Below are 17,099 nucleotides of genomic sequence, written 5' to 3' on the forward strand. Positions count from 1 at the left end.
TCTGCTGGGCGGGGTGCCGATGCGACGGGCGCACGGTCAGCGGGCCGCACCGGTCGGCTCCACTGGCACGCGCCCGGGGAAGTCCGTGTCCAGGAGCCGCAGCAGCGGCGTCGCCTTGACGGCTGTCTCCTCGAACTCCTCGTCCGCGTCGGACAGCGCGATGATGGCGCCGCCCACTCCGTACTTCACCCGGGAGGGGGTGACGACGAGGGTGCGGATGACGATGCTCAGGTCACATGCGCCCGACAGGGAGAAGTAGCCGATGGCCCCGGAGTACACGCCGCGCGGTCCGGCCTCCAGGGCATCGATGATCTGCATCGTGCGGATCTTGGGGGCGCCGGTCATCGACCCTCCGGGGAAGGCGGCCCGTACGCATTCCACCGCCGAGCTCGATGCCCGCAGGCGTGAGCGGACCGTGCTGACCAGCTGGTGGGTGGTGGGGTGGGTCTCCACGTCGTAGAGCGAGGGAACCCGGACCGAGCCGACCTGGGCGGTGCGGCCGAGGTCGTTGCGGACCAGGTCGACGATCATCAGGTTCTCGGAGCGGTCCTTCTCGCTGGCCGCCAGGTCGAGCCGGAGCAGTTCGTCCTCGCTCTCCGTGGCGCCGCGCGGCCTGGTGCCCTTGATCGGTTTCGACTCGGCGGTGCCGTCCGCCGAGATGCGCAGGAAGCGTTCGGGCGACGTGCTCAGCACCGACATCCGGCCGAAGCGCAGCAGCGCGGCGAACGGTGCGGGCGAGAGTCGGCGCAGGAACTGGTAGCTCTGCCACGGGTCGACCGTGACGTCGGCCTCCAGCAGGTTCGTCAGGCAGACCTCGTACGTCTCCCCGGCTGCGATCTGGTCCTGGCAGTGGGCGATCAGCTTCAGGTACCGCTCGCGGTCGTGGCGCGGCCTGAGTGTGGCGCCCGAGGGGGCCGGGGCGGTGTAGCGCGGCTCCTGCCCGGCGATCTCCGCCAGTTGCCGTGCGGTGGACTCGAGCCATGCGCGGCCGGGTTCCTCGTCGCCCTCCTCGGCGAGCGCCAGGAGGTGTGTGGTGGAGGTGGCGTGGTCGAAGACGAGGGCGCGGTCGGCGAAGATCATGGCCGCGTCGGGTTCGTCGGAGCGGTGGCGGCGCTCGCCGCCGACCTCCGCCTTCAGCTCGTAGCCGAGGTAGCCGACCCAGCCGAGTGCGAACTCGAAGGGCAGGTCCGGGCATGTGACGTCGAGGCCGCGCAGGTCCTCTTCCAGCCAGGTCAGGAACTCGCCGTGGACGGTGGAGGTTCCGGTGGCCGACTCGACGGTGACGGTGCCGTCCCAGATGTCGGCCCTGGCCACCCGGGCGAGCGGACCGGAGGCGTCGCCCATGATCGAGAAGCGGCCGTTGGCGCCGGCCGACGCGCTGCTGTCCAGCCAGAACGCGTGCTCGTGCGCTCCGTGGAGCCGGTCGTAGGCGGCCTCGTCGGACCAGCGGGTGGGCAGCGGTGTGGTCAGGACCTTCAGCCGCCGGGAGCCCGCGGGCCGCGGCGCGGGTTCCGTGTCGGCTGCCGGTGCCGTTCGGGGCGGGACGACCGCGCCCTGGGGGCGCGACTGGAGGGCCAGGTCCCGGAAGTTGCGCAGGAGTTGGTGGCCGTGCTCGGTCGAGACCGACTCGGGGTGGAACTGCACTCCCCACAGCGGGCGGCTGCGGTGCTTGAGGCCCATCAGCGTGCCGTCGTCGGCCCAGGCCGTGGCCTCCAGCTCGTCGGGGAGTTCGGTCACCGTCAGGGAGTGGTAGCGCACGACCTCGAACGGGGAGGGGAAGCCGGCGAAGAGACCGGTGCCGTCGTGGAAGACGGGTGAGACCCGGCCGTGCCGCGGCTCCTGGGCCCGGCCCACGCGCGCGCCCAAGGAGTGGGCGATGCCCTGGTGTCCCAGGCACACGCCCAGGATGGGCAGTTCGCCGCCGTCGATGATCTCGCGGCAGATGCCGAAGTCCTCGGGGCGGTCCGGGCTGCCGGGGCCCGGCGATATGAGGACGCTGTCGAATTCCTTCAGCATCCGGGGATGCCAGGTCGCGTCGTCGTTGCGAATGACTACCGGCTCGTGGCCGTTCACCTCGGCCAGATAGTGGAACAGGTTATAGGTGAATGAGTCGTAGTTGTCCACCAACAGCGTGCGCATTACAACCTCGTATCCTTCAAGTTCTCCTGACCAGGGCGAGCGGTACTGGGTGCGGGCGGCCGCGACGCGTGGTCCTTCACCACTGGACCAGTGCGAGGCCGACGGCCATGCCGCCGCCGAAACCGGCCATGAGGACCAGGTCACCGCGGCTCAGCGCGCCCTGGCGGGCGGCCGCGTCCAGGGTGACCGGGATCGAGGCGGCCCCGGTGTTGCCGTAGTGCGTCAGGGTCCGGTGCACGGTGACGCCGGGCAGGCCGAGCTGGGTCATCAGGTCGTCCAGCATCACGCCGTTGGCCTGGTGCGGGATGAAGTGGCGTACCTCGGCGGGCACCACACCGGCCTCGTGGAGGAACTGCTTGACCAGCTGGGGCAGGTGCTCCTCGACGAACCGGCGCACTCCGCGGCCGTCCATGGCGAAGTAGTGCAGCCCGGACTCCACGCTCTGCGGCCCCGGCGGCAGCCTGCTGCCTCCCGCGGGCACCTGGATCAGGCCCGACAGTTCACCGAACGTGTGGAGCTTGACGTTGCGTATGCCGGGCCCCCGGGACGCCGGTCCCACCACCAGGGCCCCGGCGCCGTCGCCGAACAGGACGGCTGTCCTGCGATCGGCCGGGTCGAGGATGCGCGAGTAGACGTCGGCGCCGATGACCAGGGCGTGACCGCCGGTCCCGGCCACCATGGCCTCGGCCGCCGCCAGCGCGTACATCGAGCCGGAGCAGACGGCGTTGACGTCGAAGGCCGCGGCGTCGACGGCGCCGATGTTGTGCTGGACGTAGGCCGCGGTGGGCGGCTGGGGACGGTCGGGCGTGGAGGTGGCGACGATGATCAGCGACAGCTGCGCGGCGGTGATGCCCGCCGCTGCGAGAGCGGCCCCGGCCGCCGCGGTGGCCAGGTCCGATGTGGCTTGGCCGGCAGCCGCCCAGCGGCGTTCGCGGATCGCGGTCTTACGGGTGATCCAGGCATCGTCGACACCGGCAGCCGCGCCGGCTTCGTCGTTGGAGACGATGCGCTCGGGCACGTACGCGCCGGTGCCGAGGATCGCGACGGCGGTCATGGGGCTGTCCAATCTTCGGGTCTGCGGGAGCGGTCGTGGAGGGAGCCGCCGCGCAGGTGTGCGCGGCGGCTCCCGGAAGGGCTCGGCACCCTCAGCGCGACTCGTACAACCGCTTGTGGTGGTCCAGCGCCAGGAGACGGGCGGGACCACCGGTCTGCCGCGGCACGGGGTGCACCCCGCCGTCGGTCGGGAAGGACCGCTCGTGCAGCTCCCGGTAGCGGGCGATATCCAGAGGCCGGCGCCGGTCGATGGCCTCCCGGTGCCCGGCGGTGCGCAGGTGCTTCCGGTAGCCGGGTACGACGGTGCCGCCGAAGATCTCCGCGACGCTGCCCGAGCCGTAGCTGACGAAGCCGACGGCCCGGTCCGTGAGGTCGTCCGCGTGGTCGAGCAGGGAGGCCAGGGCGATGTACATCGAGGCCGTGTAGCTGTTGCCGAGGACGGTGTTGTAGGCAGTGGTGAGTTCCAGGACCCGGGCGATCTCGTCGGGGTCGGTGTCCTGGCCGCAGACGTTCAGCAGATGACAGTGTGCCTTGTAGGCCATCTTCGTGAACGGCTGGTGGTAGCAGAACGCGGCGAAGTCGCCGAGCGGGCGGCCGCCCTGCTCCGTGTAGTCCTTCCAACTACCCTCCAGCGCCTGGAGGTAGGCGGTGATGGACTCGTGCCCGTCGACCAGCGCGGTGCTGCGGTAGTTGGGCCGCCAGAAGTCCATGACGTCGGCGGTGTACAGGCCCGAGGGGTCCTCGATGCGCAGGAGCGCGGGGTCGGCGGCGACCAGCATGGCCACCGCGGCCGCGCCCTGGGTCGGCTCGCCGGGGCTGTCCAGCTCGTACTTCGACACGTCGCTCGCGATGACCAGGACGCGCTGGGTGGGGTCGCGGCGCACCAGGCCGATGGCCAGCTGGAGCGCCGCCGTCCCGCCGTAGCAGGCCTGCTTGAGCTCGACGACGCGGGCCGATGAGGGCAGTCCGAGCAGCGAGTGGACATAGATGCCGGCGGCCTTCGACTGGTCGATCGAGGTCTCCGTGGCGAACAGCACGGTCCTGATCTGGTCGGTGCCGTGCCGGGCGGTGATGGGGGCGGCCGCGGCCACCGCCATCGTGACGATGTCCTCGTCGGCTGCGGGCACGCTCATCGACTGCTGACCGATGCCCCGGTGGTACTTGCCGATGTCGGTGCCGTCGTGTTCGGCGAGCGTCGTGTGGTTGAGGACGAACTCCGTCGTGGCGAACGAAAGATCATGTATTCCGATGGCAGCGTCCTGCGTCATGCCCCTACACCCCGATCCGTTGCGTCTCGTTCTTGCGTTCCATCTGGACGTGCGCCTGCATGAGTTCACCCGGGTTGGTCTGTGCGGCCAGCAGCGACAGCTCGCCGCACAGCACCGTGGCGGCGGCGATGACGGCCAGGCGGCGGGCGTTCTCGCCGGTGGCGCGGTCCTCCCGGCAGCCGAGCCGGGCCAGGTTGGTCTCCACGAAGTCCAGGCCCTTGCCGTTGCCGACGGTGCCGACGATCAGGTTCGGCAGGGTGCAGGAGAAGTAGAGGTCGCCGTCGCGGTCCTCGGCCATCGTGACGCCCTGCGAGCCTTCGATGATGTTGGCCGCGTCCTGGCCGGTGGCCAGGTAGAAGCCGAGCAGCATGTTCGCGAAGTGGGCGTTCGCCGAGCGGATGCCGCCGGCCAGCAGGGTGCCGAGCAGGTTCTTGCGGACGTTGAGCTGGACGATCCTGGCAGCCGTGGTGTGCAGCATGTCCTCGACCACGGAGCGCGGCACGAGCAGTTCGGTGACGACATTCTTGCCGCGGCCCAGGATGCCGTTGATCGCGGTCGCCTTCTTGTCCGTGCAGTAGTTCCCGGAGATCGATCCGTAGGAGATGCCGGGGATCGTCTGCAGCATGTGCGACAGGAGCGCGTCGGCGGCGAGCGTGGCCATGTTGTGCCCCGAGGCGTCACCGGTGCTGAACTCGAAGCGGATGAACAGCAGGTTGGCGGTGATCTCGTGCCGGATGTTGATCAGCCGGGCGAACCGGCTGCAGGTCTGCACGATCTTGTCGAACTCTTCGGTCCGCTCGTCGATCTGACGGGCGGCCTCGTACGCCGTCCCCGCGTTCTCGGCTTCGACGAGCACGGAACGGGTCATCCGTTCGTCGACGAGCGTGGCTACGATGCCCTGCTCGACCTGGCGCGAGAGCTTCGCTCCGCGTCCCACGGACGGCCAGAGCGGCGACTCGTAGGTGGCGAGCGGGACCTCGGTCTCGGTCAGAGCGACGTTCCCCGAGATGCGCACCGGGCCCACCCATTTCATCGGGACCCCTGCGACTAGCTGCGTGTTGTTCAACGTGCACTTCCGATCGTCCGATGGTTGGTGTGGGTGCCGGGGGAACCGGAGCCCGTGGACCGGTGCGCCGCTCCGGGGTGCGCCACTCCGGGGGCCGGTGCGCCACTCCGGGGGCCGGCCTTCTCGCTCCGACCGGCCATGACATTGGCGTGAACCTGCCATTCCGCAACCGGGGAGGTCTGCACGGCGCGGAGTCCGCGACGCCTCGGCGCGCGTCGAGCGGTCAGCCCACCGCGCCGGGCCGCAGGGAGGCCCCGGGCCCGAGGCGTGCGACGAACGTCTGCGACGTGCCGGAGCGGACCGCCCGCACCACCCGCTCCGCGTCCGAACTCCGGCACAGCACCTTGACGTTGGGCCCCGCGTCCATGGTCGCGTACGCGGCGATGCCGTCCCGGCGCAGCTGAGACACGCTGTCGAGCACGGTGAGGGTGGCGGGCGACAGGTAGCGCACCGCGGGGCGGGCCGCCAGCATCGTGGCGTGCATACCCAGCGCGTTGCGCTCGGCGATCTCGCCCACCGCCTCCAGATCGCCCCGCTCCAGCGCCCCTCTCATGTCGTCGAGATCGGCCCTGCTCGATTCGACCCAGGGCCGGTAGAGCGGCGAGGTGTCCACCGTGCGGCGCATGGCCGCCCGGCTGGAGATGGCCTTGGGCCCGGCGTCCACGACGGCGATCACCAGCGAGACGTCGAGGTTCCCGACGGGCACCGGCTCGGCGTACGAGCTCATGTCGCCCTCCGCACCGGCGCCTTCACCGGCCCGCCAGAGCGCGAAGCCGCCGAAGACGGAGCGCGAAGCGGATCCCGAGCCCCGCCGGGCGAGACGGGAGAGTTCGGTGTCCCGCAGCGTCAGTCCGTACGCGGCCGAAGCGGCGAGGGCCAGGGCTGCGAACCCGCTCGCCGACGACGCGAGGCCCGCCCCGGTGGGGACGGTGTTGCGGGTGTCGACGACGGCCGCTTCAGAGCGCCCGGCCCTGTCCCGTACAAGGTCCAGGAAGGCGGCGACGCGCCGGTGCGGCTCGCCGGTGGCCGCGGCGCCGTTGAGCGTCACGTGATCCCCCGACGCGGCCGGATCCAGCCGCACGGTGGTCGTGGTGGAGAAGACGTCCAGGGTCATGGACAGACTGTCGGCCGCGGGCAGCACGAGCTGTTCGTCGCGCTTGCCCCAGTACTTGATCAGGGCGATGTTCGGGTGCGCCACCGCGGTGGCGCACAGCTGCTCAGGAAGCATGGTGGGCGAATCTCCCCAGCGGTACGGTCCAGGTCTGTACGGCGCCCGCCTCGTGCAGCCGCCGGGTGATCTCCCGTGCCTGCTCCGGCTCGCGGGCCAGCGCGATCATGCAACCGCCCAGACCGCCACCGGTGATCTTGGCACCGAGGCTGCCCGCCCCTATCGCGACCTCGACCCAGGTGTCGATCCGGTCCGTGCTGAGCCCCGCGGAGCTCAGGAGCACGTGGTAGTCGGTGAGCCGCCGGCCGAAGTCCTCCGTGCGGCTGTCGGCGAGGTCGCGCACGGCGGTGTCGGTCAACTCCGTCGCACGCGTGATGAATCGTTCCTGTGCTCCGGGGGTGCTGTGGAACCTGGAGCGCAGCCGCTCGACCGCGTCCTTGGTCCTGCCGAAGTCACCGCTGTCCGCGATGATGACCAGACCCCCGCTGCCGGTGCCCAGGTCCAGCCGTTGGCTTTCGCCCGCGGAGAACCGGAGCGGGTAGGGGCAGCCGGTGGCGACCGCGTCGACCCCGCTGGCCTTTCCGTGGGCGACGTTCTCGGCGGTCTGCACCAGGTCGAACACCGCGGTCTCGTCCAGCTCGTGGCCGAAGAGGTCGGCCAGGGCCAGCACGACCGCGCGCCCGCATGCCGCACTGGAGCCCAGTCCGCGCCCCTGCGGGATCAGGCAGTCGATGATGACGTCGAGGTGCGGGGTGTCACCGGCGCCCGTGGCCTTCTTGAACTCGGCCACCAGCGCCTGCAGACCGCCCGCGGCCTGGGACACCAGGGGCCGCGTCTCGAACCCGGTCGTCGTGAAGGTGACGCCGCCGGCGTCCACGGGGGCATGTGACGACCATCCGGCGGTCGCGGTGACCGCCAACTGCGAGACGGGCAGGGCGAGGGCCGACGTGCCGTAGACGACTGCGTGCTCCCCGAGCAGAATGACCTTGCCGTGGGCGCGCCCGATACCGACTGATCGGCTTCGGCTGCTGCTCGGCACCCCCTCTGCCGATGTCGGTAGGGTCACGGCTCCAACTCCCCTTTTGTCGTTGCGCAGGACGGAGAACGCCACGCGCCGGATTCGGGCGCGTGGCGTGGAAGACAACTTGTCCTTGAAGGTCAAGGTCGTTGATTCGGGAGCGAGTCGGCAGTCCGACGGATGTCGGGGGCGGCGGTGTGCGACGGCTGCCCGCCCGGCCGACCGGATCGGCCGGGGGCTGATCGAGATGATTCCCGCACGCTCGCCGAGCGGTTCGCCGACTCGGGGCAACTGGCCTTCACTGGCGCCGAATCCGACGCTCCGGGGGGCTCTCGCCCCGGCCGGCCGGTTTTTGCGCACAGCAGGTGTGCCGAAATAGTGACACCCCCGGCGCCGACAATCCAACCCTGCTCAGATGTGATTCAGGTCACTCGGGCCCCCATCGTTTCAGATCGGGAAATCGTGCGCCCACCCGCGCCTCCCCGGCGGCTCGCGAGGTGGCCTTGGAGCGTGAATCCCGGTGCGGTGACGTCACCCGGGCTCACCTTGACTCCGCTGTCGAGGAGCAGGCGGGCCGCCATGTGGTCGGCGGGGCGGTTGACGGACTCGACCGCCAGCAGTCGCTCCCCGCGGAAGAGGAGGACCGAGAACGCGTCGGGGTCGTCACCGACCACCACCTCGGCGTCGTGCTCCTCGTCAAGTCCCGCGATGTGCAGGGTTGTTGAGAGCTGATTGCTCCAGAACCAGGGCAGTTCGCGGTAGGTGCGGGCCGTCCCGGTCAGCCGCTCGGCCACCAGCCGGGCGTGGCCGACAGCGTTCTGCACCGATTCGAGCCGCAGCAGGTTCCCGGAGTGCACCTGCGGGAATGCCGCGCAGTCGCCGATGGCCGAGATGTGCGGGTCGCCGGTCAGCAGGGCCGAGTCGACGATGATGCCGCCGCTCACCGGGAGGCCGGCGGCGGCGGCCAGCGCCGTGCGCGGGGTGACGCCGACGCCGGTCAGGACCAGGTCGGCGGGGAGCCGGCTGCCGTCGGCCAGCTCCACCGCCGCCACGTTTCCGCGCCGGTCGCCGTGCAGGGCCGCGACGCCCTGACCGAACAGCAGTCGGGTGCCTGCCGACCGGTGCAGCCGCGTGAAGTGCTCGGCTGTGTACTCCGACGCGACCCGGGCGAGCGGGCGGCTCTGCGCTTCGACGACGGTCACCTCGCAGCCCGACTCCCGTGCCACGGCGGCGAATTCGAGGCCGATGAACCCGGCCCCCACCACCACCGCGTGCCGGGCGCCATCGAGCGACGCCCGCAGCGTGGCGGCATCCTCCGCGGTGCGCAGGGTGTGCACGCCGCGCAGCCCGGCTCCCGGCACGCCGAGGGTGCGCGGCGTGGCCCCGGTGGCCAGGACGAGATGGCCGTAGTCGTATCCGGAGCCGTCGGAGAGGCGGACCGTGCGGGCGGCCGGGTCGATCCCGGTCACGGTGGCGCCGACCAGGTCGATCGACTGGCGTACGTAGTACGTGGCGGGGCGCAGGCACAGCTGATCCTCGTGCGCCTCACCCTTGAGGTACGCCTTGGACAGCGGCGGACGCTCGTACGGGAGCACGTCCTCGGCGCTGATGAGCGTGATACGCCCCTGGTAGCCGAGCTCGCGCAGGGACGCCGCCGTCTGGTAGCCGCCCTGCCCGGCTCCCACGATGACGACGGATGCGGGCTGCGCGCCGTCGGCCATCAGTACTGCCGCTCGGGGAGGTGGACGATCAGGCCGTCCAGGGTGCTGGTCACGTTGAGCTGGCAGCTCAGTCGGCTGTTGGGCAGGCGCGGGCAGGCGGTGAAGCCGAGCATGCTGTCCTCGTTCGGCTCCGCCGGCTCCAGCTTGTCGAGGGTGGCCTCGTCCACGTAGACGTGGCAGGTGGCGCAGAGTGCGTTGCCGCCGCACTGGGCGACGATGCCGTCGATGTCGTTGAAGACGGCTCCGCGCATGACGCTCGTGCCCGAGGGGACCTCGATCGGCTGCTCGGTGCCGTCGACGGCGACGTACGTGATTTTGGGCATGGCAGAACTCCTCGATGGCGTCGGGCCGCGCGCGAGTGCGCCGGGGCACGGATGCCGGTCAAGTAGGAACATGGGGGAACTGCTTGATGGCCAGTGGGGGACGCGACACCCCTGCCAACTCGACGCCCCCTGCTGGCCGTTCAGACACGCGATGCCCTCGGCCAGAGGTACGGCAGTGCGTCGGAACGTACCAGAGGAGCTCCCGGTGCGCCAGAACGGCCCTAGGAGGGGTCGGGGCCTCGCTCGCGGCCCAGATGGGGCAGCCGGTGTGTCATGAAGGGCCTGCTGGTGGTGAACTCCCGGAACTTCAGGGCCGCTTCGGACAGATAGGCGTCGCGGCTCCACACCAGGGTGAGCACCCGGTGGCAGTCGGGCGCGTTGAGGTGCACCCAGGCGACCGGGACGCGCGTCTCCGTGCCGGCCTGGCGGGAGATCGCCGGGATCAGGCCGATGCCGAGGCCTGCGCTGATCATGTCCTGGCTGGCGCCCGGCTCGTCGCCTTCGCAGGACAGCAGCGGCGTAAGCCCTTCGGATGCGAACAGCCGGTCGAGGAGGGCGCGCTGCCAGTGGCCGAAGCGCGTGGTGACGAAGGGTTCGTCGGCGATCTCGGAGATCGTCACGCTCTCCCGCCCGTCGAGCCAGTGCCCGCGTGGAACCGCCAGCAGCACCTCCTCGCGGGCGAGCTCAACCGACTCGAACTTCGAGCCGGTCAGCGGCTGCGAGGCCACACAGAAGTCGATCTCGCCTGCGCGCAGTTGGCGGTCCATCTCCTCCGCGTTCGACTGGAAGAGCCGTACGTCGGCACGGGGATGGGTGACTCGGAAGCTGCCGAGGAGATGGGTGATCGTCAGGAGGGTCTCGGAGGCGACACCGACCCGGCCGAGCCCCGTGTCACGAGCGTCGCGCAGGGCCCTGCGGCCGTCGTCGAGCTCGGTCAGGGCGCGGTCGACGTGGCGCAGGAACATCGCGCCGTACTGATTGAGCCGGATGCGGCGGCCCTGCCGGTCGAAGAGCGGGGAGCCGAGCTCGGCCTCCAGGCGCGCGATGGTGCGGCTGAGCGAGGGCTGCGCGACATGCAGCTCCTCCGCGGCGCGGCTGATGTGCTCGTAACGGGCTACGGCCTGGAAGTAGCGCAACTGAAGAAGATCCACGGTCCACCTTTACTTATGTCTCCTTGGTCATATTCACATGACGAAACCGGTCTTGGAATGCATAAGCAATTCTCCCTAACGTCGTCACCAGCGGAGTCACCGCACGGGTGACGGGCAACGACGCGACGCCCGGCACCCGTACACGCGAAGCGAGGACCCCGCACCCGTCCGCCGTCCATCCGGCCACCCGTCCTTCAGGAAGGTCGCACCATGAGCGCTGCGGATCTGGCCCGACTCCAGTTCGCGGCCACGACCGGCATCCACTGGCTGTTCGTGATCCTCACCATGGGGCTCGTCCCCCTGGTGGCTGTCATGCACACCCGGGCCGCGTTCACCCGTGATCCAGTCAAGAGAGCCGTCCGGGAGCGTATGACCCGCTTCTGGGGACAGCTCTACGTCATCAACTACGCGGTCGGCATCGTCACCGGCCTCGTCATGGAGTTCCAGTTCGGGCTCAGCTGGAGTGGCCTGAGCAAGTTCGCGGGCAACGTCTTCGGCGCCCCGCTGGCCCTCGAAACCCTCATCGCCTTCTTCGCCGAGTCCACCTTCCTCGGCATGTGGATCTTCGGCTGGGGCCGGCTGCGCAAGAGCGTGCACGTCACGCTCATCTGGCTGGTCGCCCTGACCGCGTACGCATCCGCGTACTGGATCATGGTCGCCAACGGTTTCCTGCAGAACCCTGTCGGATACGAAGTCCGGGACGGCACCGCCTACTTGACCGACTTCGGGGCACTGCTCACCAACCCCAGCGCGCTGAACGCACTCGCCCACATCACACTCGCCGCGCTGACGACCGGCACCGTTTTCATCATGGGGGTGAGCGCCTACCACTTCCTCCGGGGCACCAAGGAGACCGAGCTGTTCCGCGGCTCCATGCGCCTGGCGATCCTGGTGGGCACGCCCGCCGCCTGGTTCGTCGCAACCGTCGGCGAGATGCAGGTCCCCCTGATCCGCGAGACCCAGCCCATGAAAATGGCCGCCCTGGAGAACGGCGACGTCGCCGGGGTGCAGGCGCGGCTCGTCAAGGAGTTCGGGCCGGGCGACTACGTGTTCGCACACGACTGGCTGCGGCTGTCGATGGAGAGCATGAAGATCATCGGCTACACCGTCTCCAGCGTCATCATCATCGCCGCCATCCTGCTGTGGAAGGGCCGGCTGTGGCGCTGGCGCCCCATGTCCTACGTGCTGATCGCGATGATCCCGCTCCCCTTCATCGCCTCCATCGGCGGCTGGGTCCTTCGCGAGATGGGGCGTCAGCCCTGGCTCGTCTACGGAGAGCTGACGGTCGAGGACGCGCTCTCATCCGTCAGCAAGGTCTCGCTGACCGTCTCCTGCACCCTGTTCATCGCCATCTTCCTCGCGCTGGCGGCGGTGAACTGGACCCTGATCACCCGCTTCGCCCGCCGAGGCCCGGACGCCACCCAGCTGGGTGCCACCGAGCCGCTCCCCGACGACCTGTCCGAGGGGCCCGGCAGCGGAACCGACGAGAAACAGACGGCTGCGGTCTTCTGAGCCGGCTCGGTCGGCACCTGCCGAGATGACCTCTATGAAACGGAAAGTTGAGCGAGATGAGTCTGGAGACCCTCTGGCTGGCCCTCCTGGGCCTGCTTCTCGCCGGGTACTTCGTGCTCGGCGGCTACGACTACGGCGCACAGATGCTGCACCCCTTCCTCGGTGGCCGAGCACGTCAGAAGGCCGGTGAGGAGGCCGGTGAGAAAGCCGGGCCCACCGGCCGGAACGGCGCCCTCGACGCCATCGCGCCGTTCTTCCTGGGCAACGAGGTCTGGCTGGTCGCCTTCGCCGGCGTCCTGTTCGGTGCCTTCCCGCACCTGGAAGGCACCCTCCTGCCCGCCCTGTACCCGCTGATCGTGGCGATCCTCGTCGGCCTGGTCCTGGGCAACGCCGCGATCCAGCTGCGCGGCCGCGCCCGCGGCGCCCGCGGCCGCCGCCGGTGGGACGCCCTGATCGTGTTCGGCGGCGCGCTGCCCGCCCTGTGCTGGGGACTCGTCCTCGGCCTGCTCCTGCACGGCGTGCCCCGCCGGGCCGACGGCAGCTTCCACATCGGGTTCGGTGAGGTGTTCTCGCCGTTCGTGCTGGCCTGCGGCGTCACCACCGCACTGCTCTTCGCGGCGCACGGCGCGGCCTTCGTCGCGCTGCGCTCGGCACCCGAACTCGCCGCCAGGGCCCGGCACCTGGGTGCCACCCTGCTGCGTTGGGCCGGTGCCGCGGGCTGCCTCCCGCTGCTGCTCACGCTCTTCGGGGCGGGCGCCTCGATGACGAACCGCACGACCTCGGCGGTCCTCACCCTGCTGTTCGCGACGGCGCTCTTCTGCGCCTGGTGGTCCTTCTCCCGCGGGCATCACGTCCGGGCGTTCGTGGCCACCTGCTGCGCGACCGCGCTGCCCGTGCTGCTCGTGGGGGCCGGCCACTACCCGTACCTCCTGATCAGCTCGGCGGGCACGGGGATGACGATCGATCAGGCCAGCACAGACAGCGTCACGTTGAAGATCCTGAGCGTGTTCGGAGTCGCGGTGGTCCCGGTGATCCTCGCGTACCAGGCGTGGAGCTGGTGGGCCTTCCGGGGGCGAACCGGCCTCCGTCATCCCAGCTACTTCTGAGCCGCGGAAGCGAAGAGAAGCGAAGAGAGGAGAGCCCGGGATGAAGCCGGTCGAACGCCGCCTGATGCGGGAAATCCCGGTGCTGCGGCGCCATATGACGTACTCCACGGCGCTGGCGCTCCTTGCCGCCGGGCTCGTCGTCGCCCAGGCGGTCCTGCTGGCGACAGTCCTCGCGGACAGCTTCGCGGGGCAGGGAACCCGGCTCGTGCCACTGGCCGCGCTGGGCGCCGTCATGGCCCTGCGCGCGCTGCTGACCTGGGCGCGCGGGGTGCTCGCGCAGCGTGCCGCGGTGGACGCCAAGCGCACGCTGCGGGACCGGATCACCGGCCGCCTGCGGGACACCGGGCCCCTGCGGCTGGCTGCCCGTCGCCACGGCGAGACGGCCACGCTGCTCACGCGCGGCCTCGACGCCCTGGACCCGTACGTCGTCGGCTACCTGCCCACGATGGCGGCCACCGCGGTGGTGCCCCTCACGGTCGTCGGCTGGCTGCTGTGGACCGACTGGGCCTCGGCACTGATCGTCGTCGTGACGCTGCCCCTGATCCCCGTGTTCGGTGCGCTGGTCGGTATGCACACCGCCCAGCGCACCGCCAGGCAGTGGCAGTTGCTGTCCCGTCTCGGCGGCCATTTCCTCGATGTGGTGGCAGGTCTTCCGACGCTTCGCGCGTTCGGCCGCGAGCGGCACCAGGCCCGGGTGGTGGGCGAGATGGCCGACGCCCACCGCCGGGCCACCATGCGGACGCTGCGCGTGGCGTTCCTCTCCTCCTTCGTCCTGGAAACGGTCGCCACCCTCTCCGTCGCGCTGGTGGCCGTACCCGTCGGACTGCGGCTGCTCGGCGGCGAGTTGGACCTCCGTACGGCCCTGGTCGTCCTGTTCCTCGCCCCCGAGGCGTACCTGCCGCTGCGCGCGGCGGGCGCGGCCTTCCACGACAGCGCCGAGGGCATCGCGGTGGCCGAGCGGGCGTTCGCGATCCTCGATGACGAGGAGGACGCGCCCAGCACGCGGGCCGTGCGCGCCCCGGTGCCCGATGCCCGCACGGTGCACCTGCATCTCGACGGGGTCACCGTCCGGTATCCGGGCCGCGCCGCCCCCGCGCTGCGGCACGTCTCCCTCTCCGTGCGACCCGGCGAGCACGTGGCCCTGGTCGGCCCGAGCGGCGCGGGCAAGTCCACCCTGCTGGCGCTGCTCCTCGGCTTCGTGGCCCCCGCGTCGGGCCGGGTCGCGGCCGGCGGCACCGACCTCGCGGACCTCGACCCCGATGCGTGGCGCGCCCAGGTCGCCTGGGTGCCGCAGCGCCCGCACCTGTTCGCGGCTTCCGTCGCGGACAACATCCGCCTCGGGCGCCCCGGCGCGAGCGACGGCGAGCTGCGGCGGGCCGCCCGCGCCGCCTGCGCCGATCTGTTCATCGAGGCGTTGCCCCAGGCGTACGACACGGTGCTCGGCGACCACGGATCCGGGCTCTCCGCAGGTCAGCGCCAACGCATCGCCCTGGCGCGGGCGTTCCTCAAGGACGCCCCCGTACTGCTCCTCGACGAACCGACCGCCCACCTCGACCCCGAGAGCGAGGCCGCCGTCACGCGCGCCACGGTCGGCCTCATGCGCGGCCGCACCTCCATCGTGGTCGCCCACCGCACGAGCCTGCTGCCGCACGCCGACCGGATCGTCACGGTACGAGCAGGCGGCCTCGCCCTCCCCCGACCAGCCTCCACAGAAGGGCTGGTGGCCCCATGACCCGGCACGGCACGGCCGCCGCCCGAACGCGCGCGCCCCGCCCCACCTTCCGGCTCCTGCGCCACCTCCTCCCGTACTGGCGCAGGCTGCTGCCCGCCGCCCTCGCCTCGGCGGGCAGCGACCTCGCCGCCGCCGCTCTGATGGCCACCGCCGCCTGGCTGATCACCCGCGCCGCCGAGCAGCCCCCGCTCGCCTCGGTGAGCCTCGCGATCGTCGCCGTACGCGCCCTGGCCCTAGGGCGCGGAGCGCTGCGCTACACCGACCGGCTCCTCGGCCACGACGGTGTGCTGCGGGCCGTCGCGGGCTTCCGCACCCGGGTGTACGAGGGGCTGGTGCCGCTCGCCCCTGCGGGCACCCCCGCCTTCCGCAGCGGCGACCTGCTGACCCGCCTGGTCGACGACGTCGACGCTGCCCAGGACCTGCTGCTGCGGGTCCTGATCCCGGTGACGGCGGCCTGCGCGGTCACCGCGGCCGCCACCGGCACGGCCGCGGCGCTGCTGCCGCAGGCGGGCATCCTGCTCGGGCTGCTGCTGGTCGTCGCGGGGCTCCTCGTGCCCGCCCTGGTGCTCACGCTGGCCCGCCGTACGGGCCGCGCGGAGAAGGCGGCGCGAGCCGAACTCGCCGCCCTCGCCGTGGACTTGACGCAGGGCGCCGCGGACCTCGCCGCGTACGGCGCCCGGGGCCGCGCCGACGACCGGGCCCGCCGTGCGTCCGCCGAGATCGCCGCACTGGAGCGCGGCAAGGCCCTGACCACGTCGCTCGCCACGGCGGTGGTGCTGCTGCTCCAGGGCGGGGCGGCGGTCGGCGTCACCTGGCTCGCGCTGCGTGCGCACGCGGCCGGTTCCCTGCCCGCCGTACACCTCACCGTCCTCGCGGTCCTCGCGCTGGTCTCCTTCGAGGCCCTCACGCCGCTGCCCGCCGCCGCGCACCGCCTCGCCGAAGTACGGGCCTCCGCGCGCCGGCTGGCCGACATCCTCGACACGCCGCCCCCCGTCACCGACCCGGCGGATCCGGCCCCGCTCCCCGCCGACGGGCCGACCGGCGTGGAGATCACAGGACTGCGGGTGCGCCACCACCCCGATGGCCCCCCGGCCCTGGACGGGGTGAGCCTGCGGCTGCCGCCAGGACGCCGGGTCGCGCTCGTCGGCGCCAGCGGCTCGGGCAAGTCGACGCTGATCGCGGCGCTCATGCGCTTCGTCCCGTACGAAGCCGGAAGCATCCGCGTCGGCGGACACGAGATGCGCGAACTCCGGGACTGCGCGGGCACCGACGCCCGCCGCGCCATCACCGGCATGACCCAGGACGCCCACGTCTTCCACACCACGATCCACGCCAACCTGCTGCTTGCCCGCCCCGACGCGTGCGAGGCCGAGCTGCGCGAAGCGGCCCGCAGGGCCAGAATCCTGGACTGGATCGAGTCGCTGCCCGACCGTTGGGACACTCTCATCGGCGGTGACGGCTCGACGATGTCGGGCGGTCAGCGCCAACGCCTGCTCCTGGCCCGCGCGTTGCTCGCCGACCCACCCGTCCTCGTCCTCGACGAACCCACCGAGGGACTCGACCCGGACACCGCCGCCGCCGTTCTCACCGACATCCTCGACGCCACCCGGGGCCGCACCACGCTCCTGGTCACCCACGACCATGCGGCCCTCGCCGCCGCCGACCGGATCGTGACCCTCGACCGCGGCTGAAGTGATCCACGTCACCCTGCGGGGCTGTTGGTGTGAGGGTGTCGCCCGTGTCACTATTTCCGCACGCCTTCCCTGCCCAGAATCTCTCAAGAGGCAGTGCGTCGAGTCGTAGCCGCCGGTCCACAGAGGCAAGACCCTGGACCGCGCCCGG

The 17,099-nt window shown here is 71.3% G+C and carries 13 protein-coding genes; 4 read left to right on the plus strand and 9 right to left on the minus strand.

Annotated features, from left to right (window positions below):
* Positions 1-36 precede the first annotated feature (36 nt).
* The 9 genes from pabB to ACGFSB_RS33985 all read right to left on the minus strand — a co-directional run bounded on the left by pabB (position 37) and on the right by ACGFSB_RS33985 (position 10,907).
* Positions 37-2,139: an aminodeoxychorismate synthase component I gene (pabB, locus tag ACGFSB_RS33945; protein ID WP_393407408.1), complete on the minus strand. Its 2,103-nt coding sequence runs from the start codon at positions 2,137-2,139 to the stop codon at positions 37-39.
* 76 nt (positions 2,140-2,215) lie between these two features.
* Positions 2,216-3,193 (minus strand): 3-oxoacyl-ACP synthase III family protein, encoded by a 978-nt coding sequence (locus tag ACGFSB_RS33950; protein WP_393407411.1) that lies wholly within the window; start codon positions 3,191-3,193, stop codon positions 2,216-2,218.
* Positions 3,194-3,284: 91 nt separating this feature from the next.
* A complete protein-coding gene (locus ACGFSB_RS33955; protein ID WP_393407413.1) occupies positions 3,285-4,460 on the minus strand; it encodes a hydroxymethylglutaryl-CoA synthase in 1,176 nt (391 codons plus the stop codon).
* A 4-nt stretch (positions 4,461-4,464) separates the two neighbouring features.
* Positions 4,465-5,493: a hydroxymethylglutaryl-CoA reductase gene (locus ACGFSB_RS33960; RefSeq protein WP_393407415.1), complete on the minus strand. Its 1,029-nt coding sequence runs from the start codon at positions 5,491-5,493 to the stop codon at positions 4,465-4,467.
* A 256-nt stretch (positions 5,494-5,749) separates the two neighbouring features.
* Positions 5,750-6,754 (minus strand): diphosphomevalonate decarboxylase, encoded by a 1,005-nt coding sequence (mvaD, locus tag ACGFSB_RS33965; protein ID WP_393407417.1) that lies wholly within the window; start codon positions 6,752-6,754, stop codon positions 5,750-5,752.
* Positions 6,744-7,760, minus strand: a complete 1,017-nt coding sequence (gene mvk, locus ACGFSB_RS33970; RefSeq protein WP_393407419.1) for a mevalonate kinase — start codon at positions 7,758-7,760, stop codon at positions 6,744-6,746. Before mvk ends, mvaD begins: the two co-directional genes overlap by 11 nt.
* A gap of 374 nt (positions 7,761-8,134) precedes the next feature.
* On the minus strand, positions 8,135-9,433 hold the full coding sequence (locus ACGFSB_RS33975; RefSeq protein WP_393407422.1) for an NAD(P)/FAD-dependent oxidoreductase: 1,299 nt from the start codon (positions 9,431-9,433) through the stop codon (positions 8,135-8,137).
* Positions 9,433-9,756: a 2Fe-2S iron-sulfur cluster-binding protein gene (locus ACGFSB_RS33980; protein WP_393407424.1), complete on the minus strand. Its 324-nt coding sequence runs from the start codon at positions 9,754-9,756 to the stop codon at positions 9,433-9,435. The genes ACGFSB_RS33975 and ACGFSB_RS33980 overlap by 1 nt, the downstream gene beginning before the upstream one ends.
* Positions 9,757-9,977: 221 nt before the next feature.
* Positions 9,978-10,907, minus strand: a complete 930-nt coding sequence (locus ACGFSB_RS33985) for a LysR family transcriptional regulator (protein ID WP_393407427.1) — start codon at positions 10,905-10,907, stop codon at positions 9,978-9,980.
* A 210-nt stretch (positions 10,908-11,117) separates the two neighbouring features.
* Between ACGFSB_RS33985 and ACGFSB_RS33990 the strand changes: the two genes are divergently transcribed.
* From ACGFSB_RS33990 to cydC, 4 genes are read left to right on the plus strand one after another with little or no spacing between them, the layout of a single operon-like run.
* Positions 11,118-12,419, plus strand: coding sequence for a cytochrome ubiquinol oxidase subunit I (locus ACGFSB_RS33990; protein ID WP_393407430.1), 1,302 nt, complete (start codon positions 11,118-11,120; stop codon positions 12,417-12,419).
* A gap of 56 nt (positions 12,420-12,475) precedes the next feature.
* Positions 12,476-13,525 carry a cytochrome d ubiquinol oxidase subunit II gene (locus tag ACGFSB_RS33995; RefSeq protein ID WP_393407433.1) on the plus strand — a complete coding sequence of 350 codons (1,050 nt, stop codon included), beginning with the start codon at positions 12,476-12,478 and terminating at the stop codon, positions 13,523-13,525.
* Between the two features lie 40 nt (positions 13,526-13,565).
* Positions 13,566-15,257 (plus strand): thiol reductant ABC exporter subunit CydD, encoded by a 1,692-nt coding sequence (cydD, locus tag ACGFSB_RS34000; RefSeq protein ID WP_393407435.1) that lies wholly within the window; start codon positions 13,566-13,568, stop codon positions 15,255-15,257.
* Positions 15,254-16,948, plus strand: coding sequence for a thiol reductant ABC exporter subunit CydC (gene cydC, locus ACGFSB_RS34005; RefSeq protein ID WP_393407438.1), 1,695 nt, complete (start codon positions 15,254-15,256; stop codon positions 16,946-16,948). The genes cydD and cydC overlap by 4 nt, the downstream gene beginning before the upstream one ends.
* The last annotated feature ends 151 nt before the right edge of the window (positions 16,949-17,099 follow it).

It is taken from the genome of Streptomyces sp. NPDC048441, from assembly GCF_043200235.1.
GTDB lineage: Bacteria > Actinomycetota > Actinomycetes > Streptomycetales > Streptomycetaceae > Streptomyces.